The organism is Frankia canadensis (genome assembly GCF_900197875.1).
Lineage (GTDB): Bacteria > Actinomycetota > Actinomycetes > Frankiales > Frankiaceae > Frankia > Frankia canadensis.
Genome location: NZ_FZMO01000035.1, coordinates 20,340 through 35,749 on the forward strand (window position 1 = coordinate 20,340; position 15,410 = coordinate 35,749).

The window sequence follows — 15,410 nt, forward strand, 5'->3', positions numbered from 1 at the left end:
CGGGCCTGACCGCCGGCCGCCGTGCCGGGCGGGTGCCGGCTCAGCCGCCGCGGTGCTGCAGCGGGATGAGGGTGTGCAGGGGGCGGGTGAGCTGGGTGAACTGGTCGCCGTCGAGAAGGTCCTCGACGAGCAGCGCGCAGGCCAGGTCCGCGCACAGCTCCATCACCCGGTGGTCCTCGCTGGAGTCGGTGGCGGCGCGCGTGCCGCGGCAGTCCGGGCACAGCCGCCAGAAACCCTCGGCGGCGCTGCGGCGCACCAGCGTCCAGACCCGGCGACGGCCGGTCACCACGGCGCTCGCGAACGCGGCGTCCATGGCCTGCTGGTGGGCGGAGTCGTCCCGGGTCAGCGCGCTGACCAGCAGCCCGTCGAAGACCTCCAGGCTGTCCGGGTCGTGGCAGCGGCCGGCGAGTACGGGCAGCGCGGCCAGCACCCGCTTGACGTCCGCCGCCGCGGGCCCCAGGTCGGGCTCGTGCGAGCGGGCCCGCGGGTAGACCGCCCGCCACGGGCGCATGAGCGCCGCGTACTCGGCGCGGCCGAGGATCGGCCGGGCGTAGGACGCGGCGACCGCGTCGCGCATCGCCCGCAGCGCCGTGGCCGCCACCGACGGCTCGACGGTGACGTAGTCCGCGCCGGCGAGGTCGTCCGCGTAGATCGCGCTCAGCGCGTCGAACGCGGCGAGCACTTCGACGATCAGCGGCGAGTCCGGCGCCAGCGCCTTGTCCCGGGCGGCGGCCAGGTAGCCGGAGTTGCGCCAGGCGGCGGCCAGCGCGCCGAGCTCGGCGTCGGTGGTGTGCACCAGCTGGGCGAGGATGCCGAGGATGCCGCGCAGGTTGGGATGTTCCTCCAGCCGCTCGATGCGGCGGGCCCGCAGGATCATGCCGACCGCCCGTCCCCGGCGGGCGCGACCGCGCGCCTGGATCGCCGCGGGGTCACCGCGCGCCCGCCCGTCCGCGGCGCGGCTGGTGCCGCCGCGGGTGTGGGGGTCGTCGTGACACCGTTCACCTCGTCCTCCTCGACCGTCGCGGCGTGCGCCGGGCAGCCGTCGTCCGTTTCCGTGCGCGCGGGCGGCGTGACGGGGAGCCCTGCGTGGTCCCGGGTGCCAGGTGGACCACACGCTGAAGCTCTCCGACACGGTAGCTGTGCGGGGCGGCGCGCGGGGTCCGCGGCGCCGTCACCGGGCGCACGACGGCGTACTCCGCGTCGCCGATCTCCCGATGTCACCTCCGTGAGACTAGTGTTTGCCGACCCGATGTGGAACTCGTTGTGCCATGCGGCGGGGCATGACGGTGCTGGCACCGGAGTGCCGGTGACCAGGCAGGACGGTTCGGCATCGCGGGTTCGGGCGGGTGTGTGCGTCGGTACGTGGCGGGCGCTGGGGCGCCGGGTGACGGTGGTGGCGGGGCGTGCCGCGACGCCGCCGGACCGGCGCGGTCCCATTGCGGGGGTCGCGGGGCCGGTGACGCGGTGCACCCTGCTGGTGGGACCTCCGGGCGGGTGGAAGCCGGGGGTGGTATTGGCCGCAACGGTGGCCGATGGTGGTCCCCTGCCCGGGTGGGACTGCTGCCGAGCGGCGTCCCGAGCCCGCCCGGGACGCGCCCACGTCCGGGTGGTGGCGCGGTCGTGGCAGCGTTCTGGCAGCCTCGCGACCCTTCGTGCCAGTTGCATGGGGACAAATCGGGCGCGACGCGTGGTGTTCCTGGCGCAGCGCCGCCTTCCCCCGCACACGCTTCCCACCCACGGGAAGTCCGCCCCATAGCCGGCCTTCCGACCAGCCGGAAGGAGCGGGAGATCGCACGCTTCCGGGAGCGGGCGCGTCCTCCTGGCGGGACCGCGCCGTGACAGGCGACCGGGCGTCAGGTGTCCGTGAACGGGTCGGGCCCGGACCGTGCGGCCGGGAATGGCCGTCGGTCCGGGCCCGCGGAGGGAGGAACGGTGCGCGGGCGGGACGGGCAGGCTAGCTGGCGTCCTCGATGCTCTGGCGGGCGTCGGTGTCGTCGCGCAGGCCGAAGCGGCGGATCGCGTCCTCGACCGTGCTGGCCTTCACCTCACCGGCGCGGACCAGGGCCTCCAGTGTGGCGATCACGATCGACTCGGCGTCGACCTTGAAGTGCCGGCGCAGTGCCAGCCGGGTGTCGGAGCGGCCGTAGCCGTCGGTGCCGAGCGAGGCGAACGGCTGCGGTACCCAGCGGGAGATCTGGTCGGGTACGGCGCGCATCCAGTCGGACACGGCGACGACGGGGCCGGGGGCGCCGTCGAGGATCCGGGTCACATACGGGACCGCACCGGCGGCCTCCGGGGCGAGCAGGGTCTCCCGGTCCCGTTCCAGCGCCTCGCGGCGCAGCTCGTTCCACGACGTCACCGACCAGACGTCGGCCGCGACGCCGAAGTCGGCCGCGAGGATCTCCTGGGCGGCCAGCGCCCAGTGGATCGCCGTGCCGCTGGCGAGCAGCTGCGCCCGGGGCGCCGCCGCTGCCGCGGCACCCCCGTCGCCGCCGACCCCGCCAGCCGCACCCGCGGCGGGCGCCCCGCCGGGGAGTCCCTCGGCGGGCCGGAACCGGTACATGCCGGCGATGATCTGCGCCGGGTCGAGGCCCTCGGGCTCCGCCGGCTGGGGGACGGGCTCGTTGTAGACGGTGAGGTAGTAGAAGACGTTCTCGTCGCGCTCGCCGTACATCCGGTCGAGCGCGTCGCGGACGATGTGCGACACCTCGAAGGCGAACGCCGGGTCGTAGGCGACGCAGGCCGGGTTCGTCGAGGCGAGCAGCAGCGAGTGGCCGTCCTGGTGCTGCAGGCCCTCGCCGTTGAGCGTGGTCCGCCCGGCGGTGGCGCCGAGCAGGAAGCCGCGGCCAAGCTGGTCGCCGAGCGCCCACATCTGGTCGCCGGTGCGCTGGAACCCGAACATCGAGTAGAAGACGTAGACCGGGATCATGTGCTGCGCGTGGGTGGCGTAGGCCGTCCCCGCGGCCATCACCGAGCCCATGCTGCCGGCCTCGCTGATGCCCTCGTGCAGCATCTGGCCCTGCTCGGACTCCTGGTAGGAGAGCAGCAGCTCACGGTCGACGGCCTCGTAGCGCTGCCCGTGCGGCGAGTAGATCTTCGCCGTCGGGAACATCGCGTCCATGCCGAAGGTGCGCGCCTCGTCCGGGATGACCGGGACGAACCGGGCGCCCATCTCCTTGGTCTTCATCAGGTCCTTGAGCAGCCGGACGAACGCCATCGTCGTGGCCACCGGCTGCTTGCCGGACCCGCGGCGCAGCTCGTCGAAGATCTTCGCCGGCGGCTGCGTGAGCGGCTTGGCGCGCACGACCCGGCGCGGCATCGAGCCGCCGAGCGCGGCCCGGCGCTCGCGCATGTACTGGATCTCCTCGGAGTCCGGCCCCGGGTGGTAGTAGGGGGGCAGGTCGCCGGACAGCGCCGAGTCCGGGATCTCCAGGTAGAGCCGGTCGCGGAACTCCTTGAGCTCGGCCTTGGTGAGCTTCTTCATCTGGTGAGTGGCGTTACGGGCCTCGAAGTCCTTGCCGAGAGTCCAGCCCTTGATGGTGTGCGCGAGGATCACCGTCGGCTGGCCGGCGTGCTCGGTGGCCGCCTTGTAGGCCGCGTACAGCTTGCGGTAGTCGTGGCCGCCGCGGGACAGCTTGCGCAGGTCGTCGTCGGCCAGGTCGGCGACCATGCGGCGCAGCCGGGCGTCGGCGCCGAAGAAGTGCTCGCGGATGTAGTCGCCCGACGAGGTGGAATACGTCTGGAACTGCCCGTCCGGGGTGGTGTTCATCCGGTGGACGAGGACGCCGTCGGTGTCCTTGGCCAGCAGCGGGTCCCAGTCACGGCCCCAGACGACCTTGACGACGTTCCAGCCGGCGCCGCGGAACAGCGACTCCAGCTCCTGCATGATCTTGCCGTTGCCGCGGACCGGGCCGTCGAGGCGCTGCAGGTTGCAGTTCACCACGAAGATCAGGTTGTCGAGCTCCTCGCGGGCGGCAACGCCGAGCGCGCCGATCGACTCCGGCTCGTCCATCTCGCCGTCGCCGAGGAAGGCCCAGACCCGGCTGTTCGAGGTGTCCTTGATCTGCCGGTTGAGCAGGTAGCGGTTGAACCGCGCCTGGTAGATCGCGTCGATCGGGCCGAGGCCCATCGACACGGTCGGGAACTCCCAGAAGTCCGGCATGAGCCGCGGGTGCGGATAGGACGACAATCCGCCCGGCTCGCCCTCCCGGCGGAAGGCGTCGAGCTCGCGCTCGGAGAGCCGGCCCTCCAGGAACGCGCGGGCGTAGATGCCGGGGGAGGCGTGACCCTGAATGAAGATCTGGTCACCGGAGGCACTTCCAGGGGAGGAGCTGAGGTGATCCTTGCCGCGGAAGAAATGGTTGAATCCGACCTCGTACAGGCTCGCGCTCGAGGCGTAGGTGGCGATGTGGCCGCCGACGTTGAACTCGGGCCGGTTGGCGCGGCTCACCATGATGGCCGCGTTCCACCGGATGTATGCCCGGATGCGCCGTTCGACGTGCTCGTCCCCGGGGAACCAGGGCTCGCGCTCCGGCGGGATGGTGTTGATGTAGTCCGTGCTGGTGAGTCCGGGGACGCCGACGGCCTTCTCCCGGGCTCGTTCGAGGAGCTTCAGCATGAGGAACCGGGCCCGGCCGCGCCCCGACTCCTCGATGACCGCGTCGAGTGATTCCAGCCACTCGCTGGTCTCCGCGGGGTCGATGTCGGGAAGCTGGCTCGGCAGCCCATCGGTGATGACCGAGAAACTCCGGGATGTGTCCTGCGCCACGCCTTCTCCTGCTCCTCAGGCTGTCGTCGCCGCCGACACCATGCGAAAAGGTCCTTTTCGCATGGTCCGTCAACCTATGTGTCACGTCTCGTGTACGCGGATGCGGTGCCCGCATGATCGATGCATCACCGCGTTCCTGGCCGCTCATCCTTCGCGGTGGACCGGCCGGCTCCCGGGGCCCGGGGATGGTCGCCGCCGCGCGGACGCGCGTCCTGGTTCCATCGTGCTCCGTCCGCGCGACGTCGTCACGTACGCCCCGGTTACTTTCGAGTAGTCAATCGGGCGATGCGGGTGGCGTTGTTGACATGTCGTCCGCGCCGCCGCCGCGTCCGGCCCTGTGACTGGTAGACAATCAGCGATGATGGACACCCGGATGAAGACCACCACGTTGTCCGTGCGTACCGGTCACGAGGAGCGGGTGGTCGACCTCACTCCCGATGCGGCGGGTTTCGTCGCGGACGGCGGTGACGGTCTGTTGTCAATCTTCGTACCCCACGCGACCGCCGGGCTGGCCATCCTCGAACTGGGCTCCGGCAGCGATGCCGACCTGCTCGCGTCGCTCGCCCACCTCCTCCCCGCCGACGACCGCTGGCGGCACGCCCACGGCTCGCGCGGTCACGGCCGCTCCCACGTGCTGCCCGCGCTGATCCCGCCCTCGCTGACCGTCCCGGTGCTCGGCGGCCGGCTCACGCTCGGCACCTGGCAGTCCATCGCGCTGGTCGATCTCAACGTGGACAACCCGGACCGAACCGTCCGGCTGACCTTCCTGCCGGGGTGAATGCCGCCGCCCTGGTCGGGATGAACGGGGCCCGTCGCGGGTACCTGGCCACAGTCGTCGCACGTTGACCACGGTGTCGTCGGTCCACAACCGACGGCGTGGCACTTGCGCAGCCACCGGGAGGTCCGGTGGACTAGGTCGAGACGCGTCACGTGATGGACACCATCGCGGGGTGCGTCGACGCCAAAACGGGACGTCCCCGCGACACACGCGGGACGCCGAACACACGAGCAGGAGGTAGCGCAGGGTGAGTCCGACCGCGGCGAACGCCGAGGGTCAACGCCGGGCGGAACGACTGGGAGTCTCCGCCGGGACCCAGGTGCAGTCGCTCAACGAGGACGACGACATCGCCCAGGACCTGCTGGACGCGATCACCAGCGCCAGCGGTACCGAGCTGGTCCCCGAGGACTCCGACGACGTCGTCGACGTCGTGCTGCTGTGGTGGCGCGAGGACGACGGGGACCTGGCCAACGCGCTCATCGACGCGCGGCGGCAGCTGTCCGACGATGGTGTGATCTGGCTGCTGACGCCGAAGGCGGGCCGAGACGGCCATGTCGCGCCGAGTGATGTGCTGGACGCGGTGCCCACCGCGGGTCTCGTCCAGACCAGCACGCTCAGCGTCGCGCAGGAGTGGTCCGGGCAGCGGCTGGCGGCGCCGAAGTCGCAGCGCGCGCGCCACCGCTGACGTCGGGTGCTCGCGCCGGTTCGGGGTGCCGGCGCGCCGTGCTCGCGTGCGCCGGGTGACATGTCTCGCCGCCCGATCGGGGGAGACGGCGGGCAGCGCCCTGGCGCCCTGCCGTGCTGTCCAGCTGCCGCTGAGCCGGCCTCAGGCCGGGCTCAGCGGCTTCAGCGGTACAGCGGGACCTGCTGGCCTTCCACGGCGCCCTGATAGCGGTCCCAGAGCCGGTTGAGCTCCAGCTGGAGGTACAGCGGCCCGAAGCCGACCAGGAACAGCACGAACGCCAGCCCGGCGTTGATCTCGGGGACCCCGGCGGCGTGCTGGGCGGCGCGGGTGCGGGTGCCCAGCCGCCAGGCGGCGACGAACGGCGGGACGATCAGCACCCAGCCGATCAGGAACGCCAGCAGGGACAGAGTCGGGTTGACCTGGATACGCCGGTCGTATTCGGCCAGCTCCCGGTTCGTCTTGTAAATCCAGACGAAGGGGTAGATCCCCAGGGTGATCAGCGGGAGCCCGAGCCAGACGGCGAGGGGGTTCCGGTGCTTGCCGAGGACCCCCGATCCGCCCAGGTCCTCCGGGGAACCCGATGGCCCGGACGGGCCAGGGGTGCCGTAGTCGGGGGTCGCGGGATAGCCTTGCTCGGGCGCCGGCCCCGACAGCGACTCGCGAAACGCGTAGATCGGGAAGCCGCCGGTGGAGGTGCCCGGTCCGTCGATCGGATGGGGCTCGGGCTGCGGATGCTGCGGAGGGTAGCCGCGCTGCTCCGGGTAGCCCTGCTGGGGCTGGTGCTCGTCCGGGCGCTGGGGCTGGCCCGCATACGGGGGCTGGCCGGAATACGGGGGCTGGTCGGCATACGGGGATTGGTCGGCGTACCCGTGCGACTGCGGGTAGCGTCGCGGGTCAGGGTGGCCCTGCGGGGTCGCGCTCTGGTTGGTCAACGTGGTCCTGCCCTCGTCGGTGTCCATGCCTGTGGCGCACGCGGAGCACGCACCGTGTTACGCGCATGTCCGGCCGACGGCTCCCGCGTCGATCGGCCAGACTAGGCCAGTCTGGCCCATGAAACTCGAACACCCGCCGTATCGGTGGCCCCGGACCGTGAAAGTCACCGTCCGTAGGGATTCGTGGCCGGGACGGTGCCGCCGCCGATCGCGGGACGGGTGGGCCGTTGTGGGCCACTCCGCGGGCGACCGGTCGGCCCATCCCCGGCCAGAGCTGGCATGCTGGCTCCAGGGACGGCGGGAGTGATCCGTACACGCCACGCCCGCCCGCTCCGTCTGCGTGATCAGTGACACGGTCACGGCACCGGCGACCTGGTCCTCCCGATCAGTGGCCTGGTGGCATGACCGGCCCGGATAGTGCTCGGCCCCATCGTGATCGGTTCCATCGTCGTGGAGAGGAAGAGCCCGTGACCGTCGAAGTCGGCTCCGTTGCCCCGGACTTCTCGCTCAAGGACCAGAACAACGAGACCATCACCCTGTCGGACTTCCGCGGCAAGCGGAACGTCGTCCTGCTCTTCTACCCGCTGACCTTCACCGGCGTCTGCCAGGGCGAGCTGTGCTCCGTGCGCGACGACATCGGCTCGTTCCAGAACGACAACGTGCAGGTCCTCGCCGTCTCGGTCGACTCGCCGTTCGCCCACAAGGTCTGGGCCGACCAGCAGGGCTACGAGTTCCCGCTGCTCGCCGACTTCTGGCCGCACGGCGCCGTCGCGACCTCCTACGGCGTGTTCAACGCCGAGCGCGGCATCTCCCTGCGCGGCACCTTCGTCATCGACAAGGAGGGCGTCGTGCGCTGGAAGGTCGTCAACAACATCCCCGACGCCCGCGACCAGGCCGAGTACGTCAAGGCCCTCGCCGCCCTCTAGGATCCCCGCCGGGACCTCCGCCGGCGGCGGCCCGCACCCGCGTGCCCGCCGCCGGACCCGGCCCCATCAGGCGCCAGCAGTGTTCTTGCGGGTCCTCGGCGGCCGGGAACGTCCCCAGGACGGTCGCCGGTGCGTACGCTTGGTCTACTGGTCCCTTGATCTCCCGGGCGCGTAGCTCAGCGGGAGAGCGCTCGCCTTACAAGCGAGTGGTCGCAGGTTCGATCCCTGCCGCGCCCACGCGCTGCTTCCGCGTGCTTGCCGATCTTTGGATCGGCTGCGGCACAGCCGCGATGCTGGCCGGGGGGCGACCCCCCGAGACCCCCGGCGGGGCGCCTGCGGCGCCTCTGGGGCCGGGAGATCTGGTCGTTTGTAGCAACGCCTGTAGCAACGCGCACGGTGGCCACCCGTCGGGGGAGTCACTGATCAGCTGCCGATCAGGTGATCGTCGAGTCGGGCCAGAGCGGCGCGCTTCTCCCGCCATCGACGAGTGGGCATAGATCGTCATCGTGACTTCGATCGCGGAGTGGCCGGCGATCTCGCGGTCCCGGCAGGATAGATCAGAACATCGTCGCCGACTCTCTTTTAGGGATCAAGGCGGGGTGCGGGCTCACGCCGCGCGACGGCTGCGCGTGGCGCCGGGGCGCCATGCTCGCCGGCGTGTCGGCAGCCCACACCCCTCAGTGGATCAACGGGCGTCCAGGAGCCCGTCGGCCGACAGGGTCGAGGACACGAGACGTGGCCGTCAGAGCCAGATCCGTGCGTCCGCTGGGACGGGTCACTCGCAGATCCGCTTCCATGTCGTGGCGCCGGGCCGCAGTGTGAAGGTCACGCGATGCCCGGCGTCATCCGTGAAGACGACCTCCGTCCTGCTCACAGGTGTCAGGATTCCGTTCTGGTATGGGTTGCCCCAGCCGTCCGGCGGGTTGAGGTTGCCGTCGTGCAGCGGCGGGACCAGCTCGTAGTAGCGGTCCTGGTAGTGCGCCTCGCTGATGCCGCAGTGCGTGTAGAGCCCGTAAGGCTTCGCCGGGCCCAGTTGCTCGGGTTCCGCGGGTGAGGACCCACAGCCGCCGAGCAGCGCGGTCAGGCACGACGGCGACCGCGCTGGCCGCGCGCGTCCGTGTGGAGGCGAAGGCATACATCTGTTCTCCGTCGGTGTCGAAAGGGAAAGGCTTCCCGTTTCGACGCATCGCGCGCTATCCCTGGTTCCCAGGAAGCTGCCGGGAAACAACGTCAGGTCTCGAACTCTGGGGCACCTGGTGCTTTTTGTGCCTTACAAGCGGGTGATCGCAGGTTCGATCCCTGCCGCGCCCACGGGCCGGGTTCCTTGAGCTTGCCGATCTTCGATCGGCTGCGCGGTCCGTGGCATCGCCGTACACACGTACTTCGAGGTCGACTGGTCGGTCGTTCGGCTTCAGGCGGACGGTACTGGCTGGGGCGGGGGCGGGCCGACGTAGCGGGCTGAGGGTCGGATGATCTTGCTGTCCTCGGCCTGTTCGAGGATGTTGGCGGTCCAGCCGACGACGCGAGCCGAGGCGAACGTCGGCGTGAACATCGTGCGTGGCAGGCCGCACAGTTCCATCACCACCCCGGCGAAGAACTCCACGTTGGTGTGCAGCTCCCGGCCCGGCTTGAGTTCGGCGAGGATCTCCACGACGCGCCGCTCCACCTGGACGGCGAAGTCGACCAGGTCCCCGCCCAGGTCCTGGGCGATCCCCTTGAGCATGCGGGAGCGCGGGTCCTCGGTCCGGTAGACGGGGTGGCCAAAGCCCATGATCCGGTCGCCGGACAGCACATGCTGGCGGATCCACGGGTCGATCCGGTCTGGCGTGCCGATCTCGTCCAGGGTGTCGAGCGCCCGGCTGGGGGCGCCGCCGTGCAGCGGGCCGGACAGCGCACCGAGCGCGCCCACCACACAGGCCATCAGGTCCGCGCCGGTCGAGGCGATCACGCGGGCGGTGAACGTCGAGGCGTTGAACCCATGGTCGACCGTGGAGATCAGGTACTTCTCGATCGCGGAGGTAGGCGCCCGCGCCGGTTCCTCGCCGGTCAGCATGTACAGGTAGTTGGCGGCGTGCGGCAGGTCGTCACGCGGCTCGATCGGAGCCTGTCCCCGGCCGAGGCGGTGCAGAGCCGTCAGGATGGTCGGGACGAGGGCACTGGCGAACAGGGCGTCCTCGATCCGCTGTTCGCGGCCAGTGTCGTACAGCGGGCGGACGCCGCGGGCCGCGCCCGCCAGCGACAGGGCGGTGCGGACTTCGTCCAGGGGGTTGCCGGACGCGCCGGCCTCGGCGAGTGCGGGCAGCAGGGAGCGCACCGAGTCGGGGATGGCGCGCAGAGCCGACGTCCGCTGCTGGAAGGCCACGCGTTGGTCCGGGTCGGGGAGCTCGCCGAGGATCATCAGGTGCCAGACGTCCTCGAAGGTCCGCTTCCGCGCGAGCTCGATCGCCGAGTACTGCCGGTAGTGGTAGAAGCCCTCCCGGCCTCGGACATCGCTCAGTTCGGTCTCGGCGGCCAGCACGCCCGCGAGACCCCTGGGCACCTCGATCCCTCGTTCCGGTGCCCGCCTCGCCTGCCCTTGCGCACTGATCACGGCAATGTCATCCATGGACTCACGATGATTAGACTGTCGCTATGTCGTCAACGTTGATTCTAATCAACGTGATCCAGTCCATAAGTCAAGGTATTGAGCGCGAGGAGCGAGCATGGCCGCCGAGGGTCGCGACCCGTCACCATCGGCGGGGCGGCTGACCACCCGGCAGGTCGCCGATCGTCTCGGCGTGAAGACGGAGACGGTCTACGCCTACGCGAGCCGTGGCCTGTTGACCAGCGAGCGTGCCGCCGGCGGGAAGGGCAGCACGTTCGATCCGGTGGAGGTCGAGCGCCTGCGGCGCGCGGACCGTGGTGACGCGGGCCGGCGTGAGGGCCGCGGCTTTCCGCAGATCAGCACGGCCATCACTCTCATCCGGGACGGCGGCCTGTACTACCGGGGCCGCGATGCCACCGCCCTCGCGGTCGGGTCGACCTTCGAGGAGGTCATCGCCCTGATGTGGCAGCGCGGCGACGGCTTCTCCGTCCCTTTCGCCGATAGCGAGGCACCGGTCCGCTGGCCGGGCGTGGAACTCCCGGGGATGAGGCTGCCGGACCGGCTGCGCATCGCGGTGCCGATCGCGGCGGCCGCCGACCCGTTGCGTTTCGACCTCGGCCCCGCCAGCGTCGCGGCGATGGGCGCCCGCCTGCTCGGCGACTTCCTGGCCGCGTTGCCCCTCCTCGGCGACGACGCCGACGATCCCGGTCTGGCCGCGCGGCTGTGGCCACGGCTCACCGCCATACCACCGACGCCGGATCTCCTACGGTGCCTGGAGGCCACCCTGATCCTGCTCGCCGACCATGATCTGGCCGTCTCGTCGGTCGCGGCGCGGGTGGCCGCCTCGGCCAGGGCCCACCCGTACGCGGTCGTCTCCGCCGGGCTCGGCGCGCTGGACGGCCCCCTGCACGGCGGCGCCAGCTCGCTGGCCTACCGGCTGCTGATCGAGACGCTGTCGGCCGGGTCGGCCGCGATGGTCATCGCCGACCATCTTCGATCCGGGCAGCGCGTTCCCGGCCTGGGCCACGCCCTCTACCCGCGAGGTGACCCTCGTGCGCGGGCTCTTCTTCGCCTGCTGGGCGCGACGGAGCACGGGGGTCCTTCGGTGGCCGCGATCGACGAGATCGTCACCGTGGCATCTCGTGACGCCTCCTTGCTCCCGAACATCGACGGCGCGCTGGCGGCACTCGCGGTCTCGATGGGAATGGGCCGCTACGCGGGAGAGGCCATCTTCATCATCGCGCGGACCGTGGGCTGGATTGCCCACGCCCTGGAGGAATACCAGGAGAAGCCGCTGCGGATGCGGGCGCTCGGCGTCTATACCGGCCCGGACCCCGAACACAGATGAGCGGGATTGCGCCGACGCCCGGTGAGACCCGAAGTGAGTGATCGAGGACGGGTGCCATGACGCCGGAGACGGACTCTGCCTGGCAGAAGTCCTGCGCAGCGGGGTGCGGAGGCCGGGGCGACCTGCCTTGCTGACGTGCGCGGACGCGCCCACCGGCGCGGGGCATCCTCCGTCGTGAGACGAGCTGGCGAACGAGAACGGCCCTGACACCCTGGGGCGCACCTCGGTAAGGCGGATCTCCTGTGGAGGGTGGATGAACCTGGGCTTCGATCGCGCCTTGGTACCCGACGAGAAGGTGTCTCATGGTGGGACGTGATCTTTGTGGGGCTCGTCGAGGTGTTGGTCGTTCGGCATGCTGAGGCTGTGCGGCCTCGGGTTGGTGGTCCGGGGGAGTGCGATCGGGCGCTCACCGCGGTCGGTCGTGGGCAGGCCGCTGCTCTCGCCGTGGAAATATGTGGGCGGCGGGCTCCGCGGCGTATCGCGTCCAGCCCTTATCCGCGTGCGTTGCAGACCGTCGCGCCGACTGCCGAGCGGGCGGGCGTTCCCATTCGCACGCACGAGGACCTGCGTGAATGGAAGTCAGGATTGCCGCCCACGCCGGACTGGCGGTCGTACTACGAGCGGGCATGGCGGGAACCCGCTATCCCGTTTGGGACCGGTGAAGCGCTGGAAGCCGTGGGCGGCCGAGCCGTGGCTGCCCTCGCTGAGGTGCTCGTGTGCGCCGACGGCGACGGCCCTGTTGTGATCGCGACCCACGGGACCTGGATCGCTCGCGCACTCCTCACCTACGGCCTGGATGTGGATGTCCAGTTCTGGCTGACCATGCCCACACCAGCGATCTACGCTCTGACCTTCCGTGGCAGCACTCTCACGTCGTCCGTTGGCCCGGGTCTGAAGTAGCGATGGCCCGGTTGCGCGGCGTGTTCGGCGACGATCGGGCTGTGGGTCGTAGTTTCGTATTACGATAATGGGCGTGGAGATCCACTGGTCGGCCCGGAAGCACCGTGTGGCCGATGCGGACATGATCCATGCCGCTGCCGGGTATCTGGTCGCCTACGCGCTCGACGACGAGAACCCGCAGCGGGAGCTTCGGCTGGGCCCGGATCGGGCGGGCAACCTTCTGGAGATCGTCGTCCTGCTCCTTGACGACGGCGCCGAGTTGATCATTCATGCGATGCGCATGCGTCCGAAGTACCGGGATCTCCTGCCGTGACAAGGAGGGGTGAGATGGCGGACGGGATGAAACGGGATCGCACGTCGGGTGGGGTGCCGGTGACGGACGAGGTCGTGGCGCGACTCGCGGGGGAAGCCGAGTCCGGCTACGACGTGGACGCTTTGCGCCGCAGGGGCGGGAGGCGGCCGATCGGGTCCGCGCCGGGTGAGGTCGTGCCGGTGCGCCTGGATCCGGAGTTGCGGGCGGCCCTGGCTACTCGGGCCGCCGCGGACCACACGAACGCGAGCGAGGTGATCCGTCAGGCCCTCCGCGCCTGGCTCGACGTCGCCTAGCTGGGCTCGCCCTGCTCCCTGGCGCGTAGCTCATCGGGAGAGCGCTCGCCTTACAAGCGAGTGGTCGCAGGTTCGATCCCTGCCGCGCCCACGCGCTGATTCCGCATGCTTGTTGCTCTTCTCGCAACTGTGCCGGGGTCGCGATGCTTGCCGGGGGGCCGAGCCCCCGAATTCCCCGCGGGCCGAGCCCCCGAACGCCCTGCGGGCGCCCACCCAGGACATCGCTGGCAGGCGAACCTGTGATCCGCGCGGGCGAGTCGGCTCGGCTTAGGCGGATGGAACCGGCTGGGGCGGGGGAAGCAGGCATCCGCGGGCTCCCGCAGCCGTGTATCCGGTCGACTACGGTTACTTGGAAGGCGCCGTGGCCGCGGACGGCGACGGAAGCCTGACCGCTCGTGAATCGAAGGAGGAGCGGTGCCGCCGGAAACGGTTTCTGCCTGGCAGGAAGCCTGCGTGGCGGGGGACGCGAGGGCCGGGGCAGCCTGCCTGGCCGACGTGCTGTGGGTGGACATGCCGGCCGTCGGTCGCTATCGGTTCCAGGGTGAGGAGTCCATGCGGACGCTGCTCGCCGCCGCCCTCGACCACGTCGACGACATCCGGTTCGAGTCCGTGACCTGTGCGGACGGCCGGTGGATCCTGACCTGTCCGACCACGATCATGGGCCAGTCCTTCGCGGCGGAGCAGCGACTGACCCTGGACGGCGATGGTCGTATCAGCACGATCACCCTGATGGGCCAGCCTCCGTTCGCCTTCGTGCTGGAGATGGAACGGATCGGGCCTCGCCTGGTCGCGCCCGAGCCGCGGACCAGGCCGGGGCGCGGTCGCGTGTACCGGCGAGCACGCAGACCGCCGAATTCGGAATAGCCGGCGCTGTCGAGGTCGTGGGCGGGGCTGGTCGGAGCTCAGGAATGGCGTCCGTGAAGGGCGCCTGTTTCCGGTCTGTCCGGTGGCGGACATTGTCGGCAGTCCGACGTGAGAAGTCGAGGTGGCGGCGGCGTTTCCGTGGTCACATGACGCGGACAACGACCGCGATCGGAGGACGCCGTGACCCGCCCACCCCTTGTGCCCGGAGTTCTGTTCCTGCTCGGTTCCCTTCTGCTGGGAGCATGCGGGGCTGACAGATCGACGGCGGCGCGACCCTCGCGGGTGGCGGCCGCCGACAGGTCCGTCTCCTCGGCCGCGCCGCGATCCACCGCGCCGCTGTCGGCGGCACCGCATTCGGTCACGTCGGCAGCCGCGGCGACGCCAGCCGGACCTCCGGTGACCCGCACGCCTGCCTCGTCCGGTTCCCGTCCCGCGCGCGATGGCGACGTCGATGGTGACGGCAGGGCGGATACCCTCACGATTCTTCGGGCGGGGACGCTGCGCGTCCGTTACAGCCATGGTGGCGAGGACGATGTCCGCTTCGAGACCGGAAATCCCGCGTTCGTGGACGTTCACGTCCTCGGGAGCGCGGACGCGGATCGTGACGGCCACGCGGAGGTGTTCGTCCAGACCGATCAGGGCGCGTCCATCGGTGTCGCGACGATGTTCCGCTACGTGGGCGGGCATCTGAGACTCGCCACCCTTGGCGGCAAGCAGGCCGCGCTGGCCTATGGCGGCTCGACGGGCTTTCTGGCGAGCTGGGCATGCCGTCCCGCGCAGGTTCCCGCCGCGGCGCTCGTCACCTCCACCGGACCCAGCTCCGCGCCGAACATCTACACCCTGGACCTGCGCTACTACCGGTTCGACCAGGGGCGCGCCAGCCTGACGGAGCTCAGCCACCGCACCGCCGGCCCCGCCGCCCTCGACCAGCTCCCCACCGTCCGTGACGCGGTCAGCGGCGCCGCCGGATGCGGCAGCGCGCGGCTGACGTCCTGACGTCCTGACGGCCGTCACTGCTG

Annotated in this window: 14 protein-coding genes and 2 tRNA genes; 11 read left to right on the top strand and 5 right to left on the bottom strand. The window is 70.9% G+C overall.

Translation table 11 applies throughout. The features are described from left to right. Window positions 1–40 precede the first annotated feature (40 nt). Window positions 41–877 (bottom strand): hypothetical protein, encoded by an 837-nt coding sequence (locus C1A33_RS04525; protein WP_101830267.1) that lies wholly within the window; start codon window positions 875–877, stop codon window positions 41–43. Between the two features lie 1,077 nt (window positions 878–1,954). After that, the gene (gene aceE / locus C1A33_RS04530; RefSeq protein ID WP_101830268.1) at window positions 1,955–4,768 is read right to left on the bottom strand and encodes a pyruvate dehydrogenase (acetyl-transferring), homodimeric type; all 2,814 of its coding nucleotides are present in this window, start codon (window positions 4,766–4,768) and stop codon (window positions 1,955–1,957) included. 373 nt (window positions 4,769–5,141) lie between these two features. Here aceE and C1A33_RS04535 point away from each other — a divergent pair, with 373 nt between their 5' ends. Beyond that, entirely contained in the window at window positions 5,142–5,546 is a 405-nt protein-coding gene (locus tag C1A33_RS04535) for a secondary thiamine-phosphate synthase enzyme YjbQ (RefSeq protein WP_101830269.1), read from the top strand. A gap of 247 nt (window positions 5,547–5,793) precedes the next feature. Then, window positions 5,794–6,231, top strand: coding sequence for a DUF3052 domain-containing protein (locus C1A33_RS04540; protein ID WP_101830270.1), 438 nt, complete (start codon window positions 5,794–5,796; stop codon window positions 6,229–6,231). Between the two features lie 161 nt (window positions 6,232–6,392). Here C1A33_RS04540 and C1A33_RS04545 read toward each other — a convergent pair whose 3' ends face one another. After that, window positions 6,393–7,190 (bottom strand): DUF4234 domain-containing protein, encoded by a 798-nt coding sequence (locus C1A33_RS04545; protein ID WP_243407181.1) that lies wholly within the window; start codon window positions 7,188–7,190, stop codon window positions 6,393–6,395. A 440-nt stretch (window positions 7,191–7,630) separates the two neighbouring features. Between C1A33_RS04545 and C1A33_RS04550 the strand changes: the two genes are divergently transcribed. After that, the gene (locus C1A33_RS04550) at window positions 7,631–8,089 is read left to right on the top strand and encodes a peroxiredoxin (protein ID WP_101830271.1); all 459 of its coding nucleotides are present in this window, start codon (window positions 7,631–7,633) and stop codon (window positions 8,087–8,089) included. 165 nt (window positions 8,090–8,254) lie between these two features. Continuing rightward, window positions 8,255–8,326 (top strand) — tRNA-Val (locus tag C1A33_RS04555). A 538-nt stretch (window positions 8,327–8,864) separates the two neighbouring features. Here the strand turns inward: C1A33_RS04555 and C1A33_RS04560 are convergent. Both C1A33_RS04560 and C1A33_RS04565 read right to left on the bottom strand, forming a co-directional pair. Beyond that, window positions 8,865–9,224: a hypothetical protein gene (locus tag C1A33_RS04560; protein ID WP_243407182.1), complete on the bottom strand. Its 360-nt coding sequence runs from the start codon at window positions 9,222–9,224 to the stop codon at window positions 8,865–8,867. A gap of 276 nt (window positions 9,225–9,500) precedes the next feature. Next, complete coding sequence (locus C1A33_RS04565; protein WP_243407183.1) at window positions 9,501–10,628, bottom strand: citrate synthase/methylcitrate synthase; 1,128 nt, start codon at window positions 10,626–10,628, stop codon at window positions 9,501–9,503. Window positions 10,629–10,791: 163 nt separating this feature from the next. On the opposite strand from C1A33_RS04565, the gene C1A33_RS04570 reads away from it, so the two are divergent. The 7 genes from C1A33_RS04570 to C1A33_RS36215 all read left to right on the top strand — a co-directional run bounded on the left by C1A33_RS04570 (window position 10,792) and on the right by C1A33_RS36215 (window position 15,387). Continuing rightward, window positions 10,792–12,021 (top strand): citrate/2-methylcitrate synthase, encoded by a 1,230-nt coding sequence (locus tag C1A33_RS04570; RefSeq protein ID WP_101830273.1) that lies wholly within the window; start codon window positions 10,792–10,794, stop codon window positions 12,019–12,021. A gap of 336 nt (window positions 12,022–12,357) precedes the next feature. Then, window positions 12,358–12,921: a histidine phosphatase family protein gene (locus tag C1A33_RS04575; protein ID WP_279354590.1), complete on the top strand. Its 564-nt coding sequence runs from the start codon at window positions 12,358–12,360 to the stop codon at window positions 12,919–12,921. A gap of 121 nt (window positions 12,922–13,042) precedes the next feature. Then, window positions 13,043–13,234: a hypothetical protein gene (locus C1A33_RS04580; protein ID WP_243407184.1), complete on the top strand. Its 192-nt coding sequence runs from the start codon at window positions 13,043–13,045 to the stop codon at window positions 13,232–13,234. A 14-nt stretch (window positions 13,235–13,248) separates the two neighbouring features. Continuing rightward, window positions 13,249–13,527, top strand: coding sequence for a ribbon-helix-helix protein, CopG family (locus C1A33_RS04585; RefSeq protein ID WP_243407185.1), 279 nt, complete (start codon window positions 13,249–13,251; stop codon window positions 13,525–13,527). Window positions 13,528–13,547: 20 nt separating this feature from the next. Next, window positions 13,548–13,618 (top strand) — tRNA-Val (locus tag C1A33_RS04590). Window positions 13,619–13,980: 362 nt separating this feature from the next. Further along, complete coding sequence (locus C1A33_RS04600) at window positions 13,981–14,391, top strand: nuclear transport factor 2-like protein (protein ID WP_133150563.1); 411 nt, start codon at window positions 13,981–13,983, stop codon at window positions 14,389–14,391. A 396-nt stretch (window positions 14,392–14,787) separates the two neighbouring features. Further along, window positions 14,788–15,387 carry an FG-GAP repeat domain-containing protein gene (locus C1A33_RS36215; protein WP_243407186.1) on the top strand — a complete coding sequence of 200 codons (600 nt, stop codon included), beginning with the start codon at window positions 14,788–14,790 and terminating at the stop codon, window positions 15,385–15,387. Window positions 15,388–15,410: the final 23 nt, after the last annotated feature.

Coding starts and splice junctions, on each gene's coding strand:
- C1A33_RS04525 (WP_101830267.1), bottom strand. CDS start 877: ATGATCCTGCGGGCCCGCCGCATCGAGCGGCTGGAGGAACATCCCAAC.
- C1A33_RS04535 (WP_101830269.1), top strand. CDS start 5,142: ATGAAGACCACCACGTTGTCCGTGCGTACCGGTCACGAGGAGCGGGTG.
- C1A33_RS04545 (WP_243407181.1), bottom strand. CDS start 7,190: ATGGACACCGACGAGGGCAGGACCACGTTGACCAACCAGAGCGCGACC.
- C1A33_RS04560 (WP_243407182.1), bottom strand. CDS start 9,224: ATGCCTTCGCCTCCACACGGACGCGCGCGGCCAGCGCGGTCGCCGTCG.
- C1A33_RS04570 (WP_101830273.1), top strand. CDS start 10,792: ATGGCCGCCGAGGGTCGCGACCCGTCACCATCGGCGGGGCGGCTGACC.
- C1A33_RS04580 (WP_243407184.1), top strand. CDS start 13,043: ATGATCCATGCCGCTGCCGGGTATCTGGTCGCCTACGCGCTCGACGAC.
- C1A33_RS04585 (WP_243407185.1), top strand. CDS start 13,249: ATGGCGGACGGGATGAAACGGGATCGCACGTCGGGTGGGGTGCCGGTG.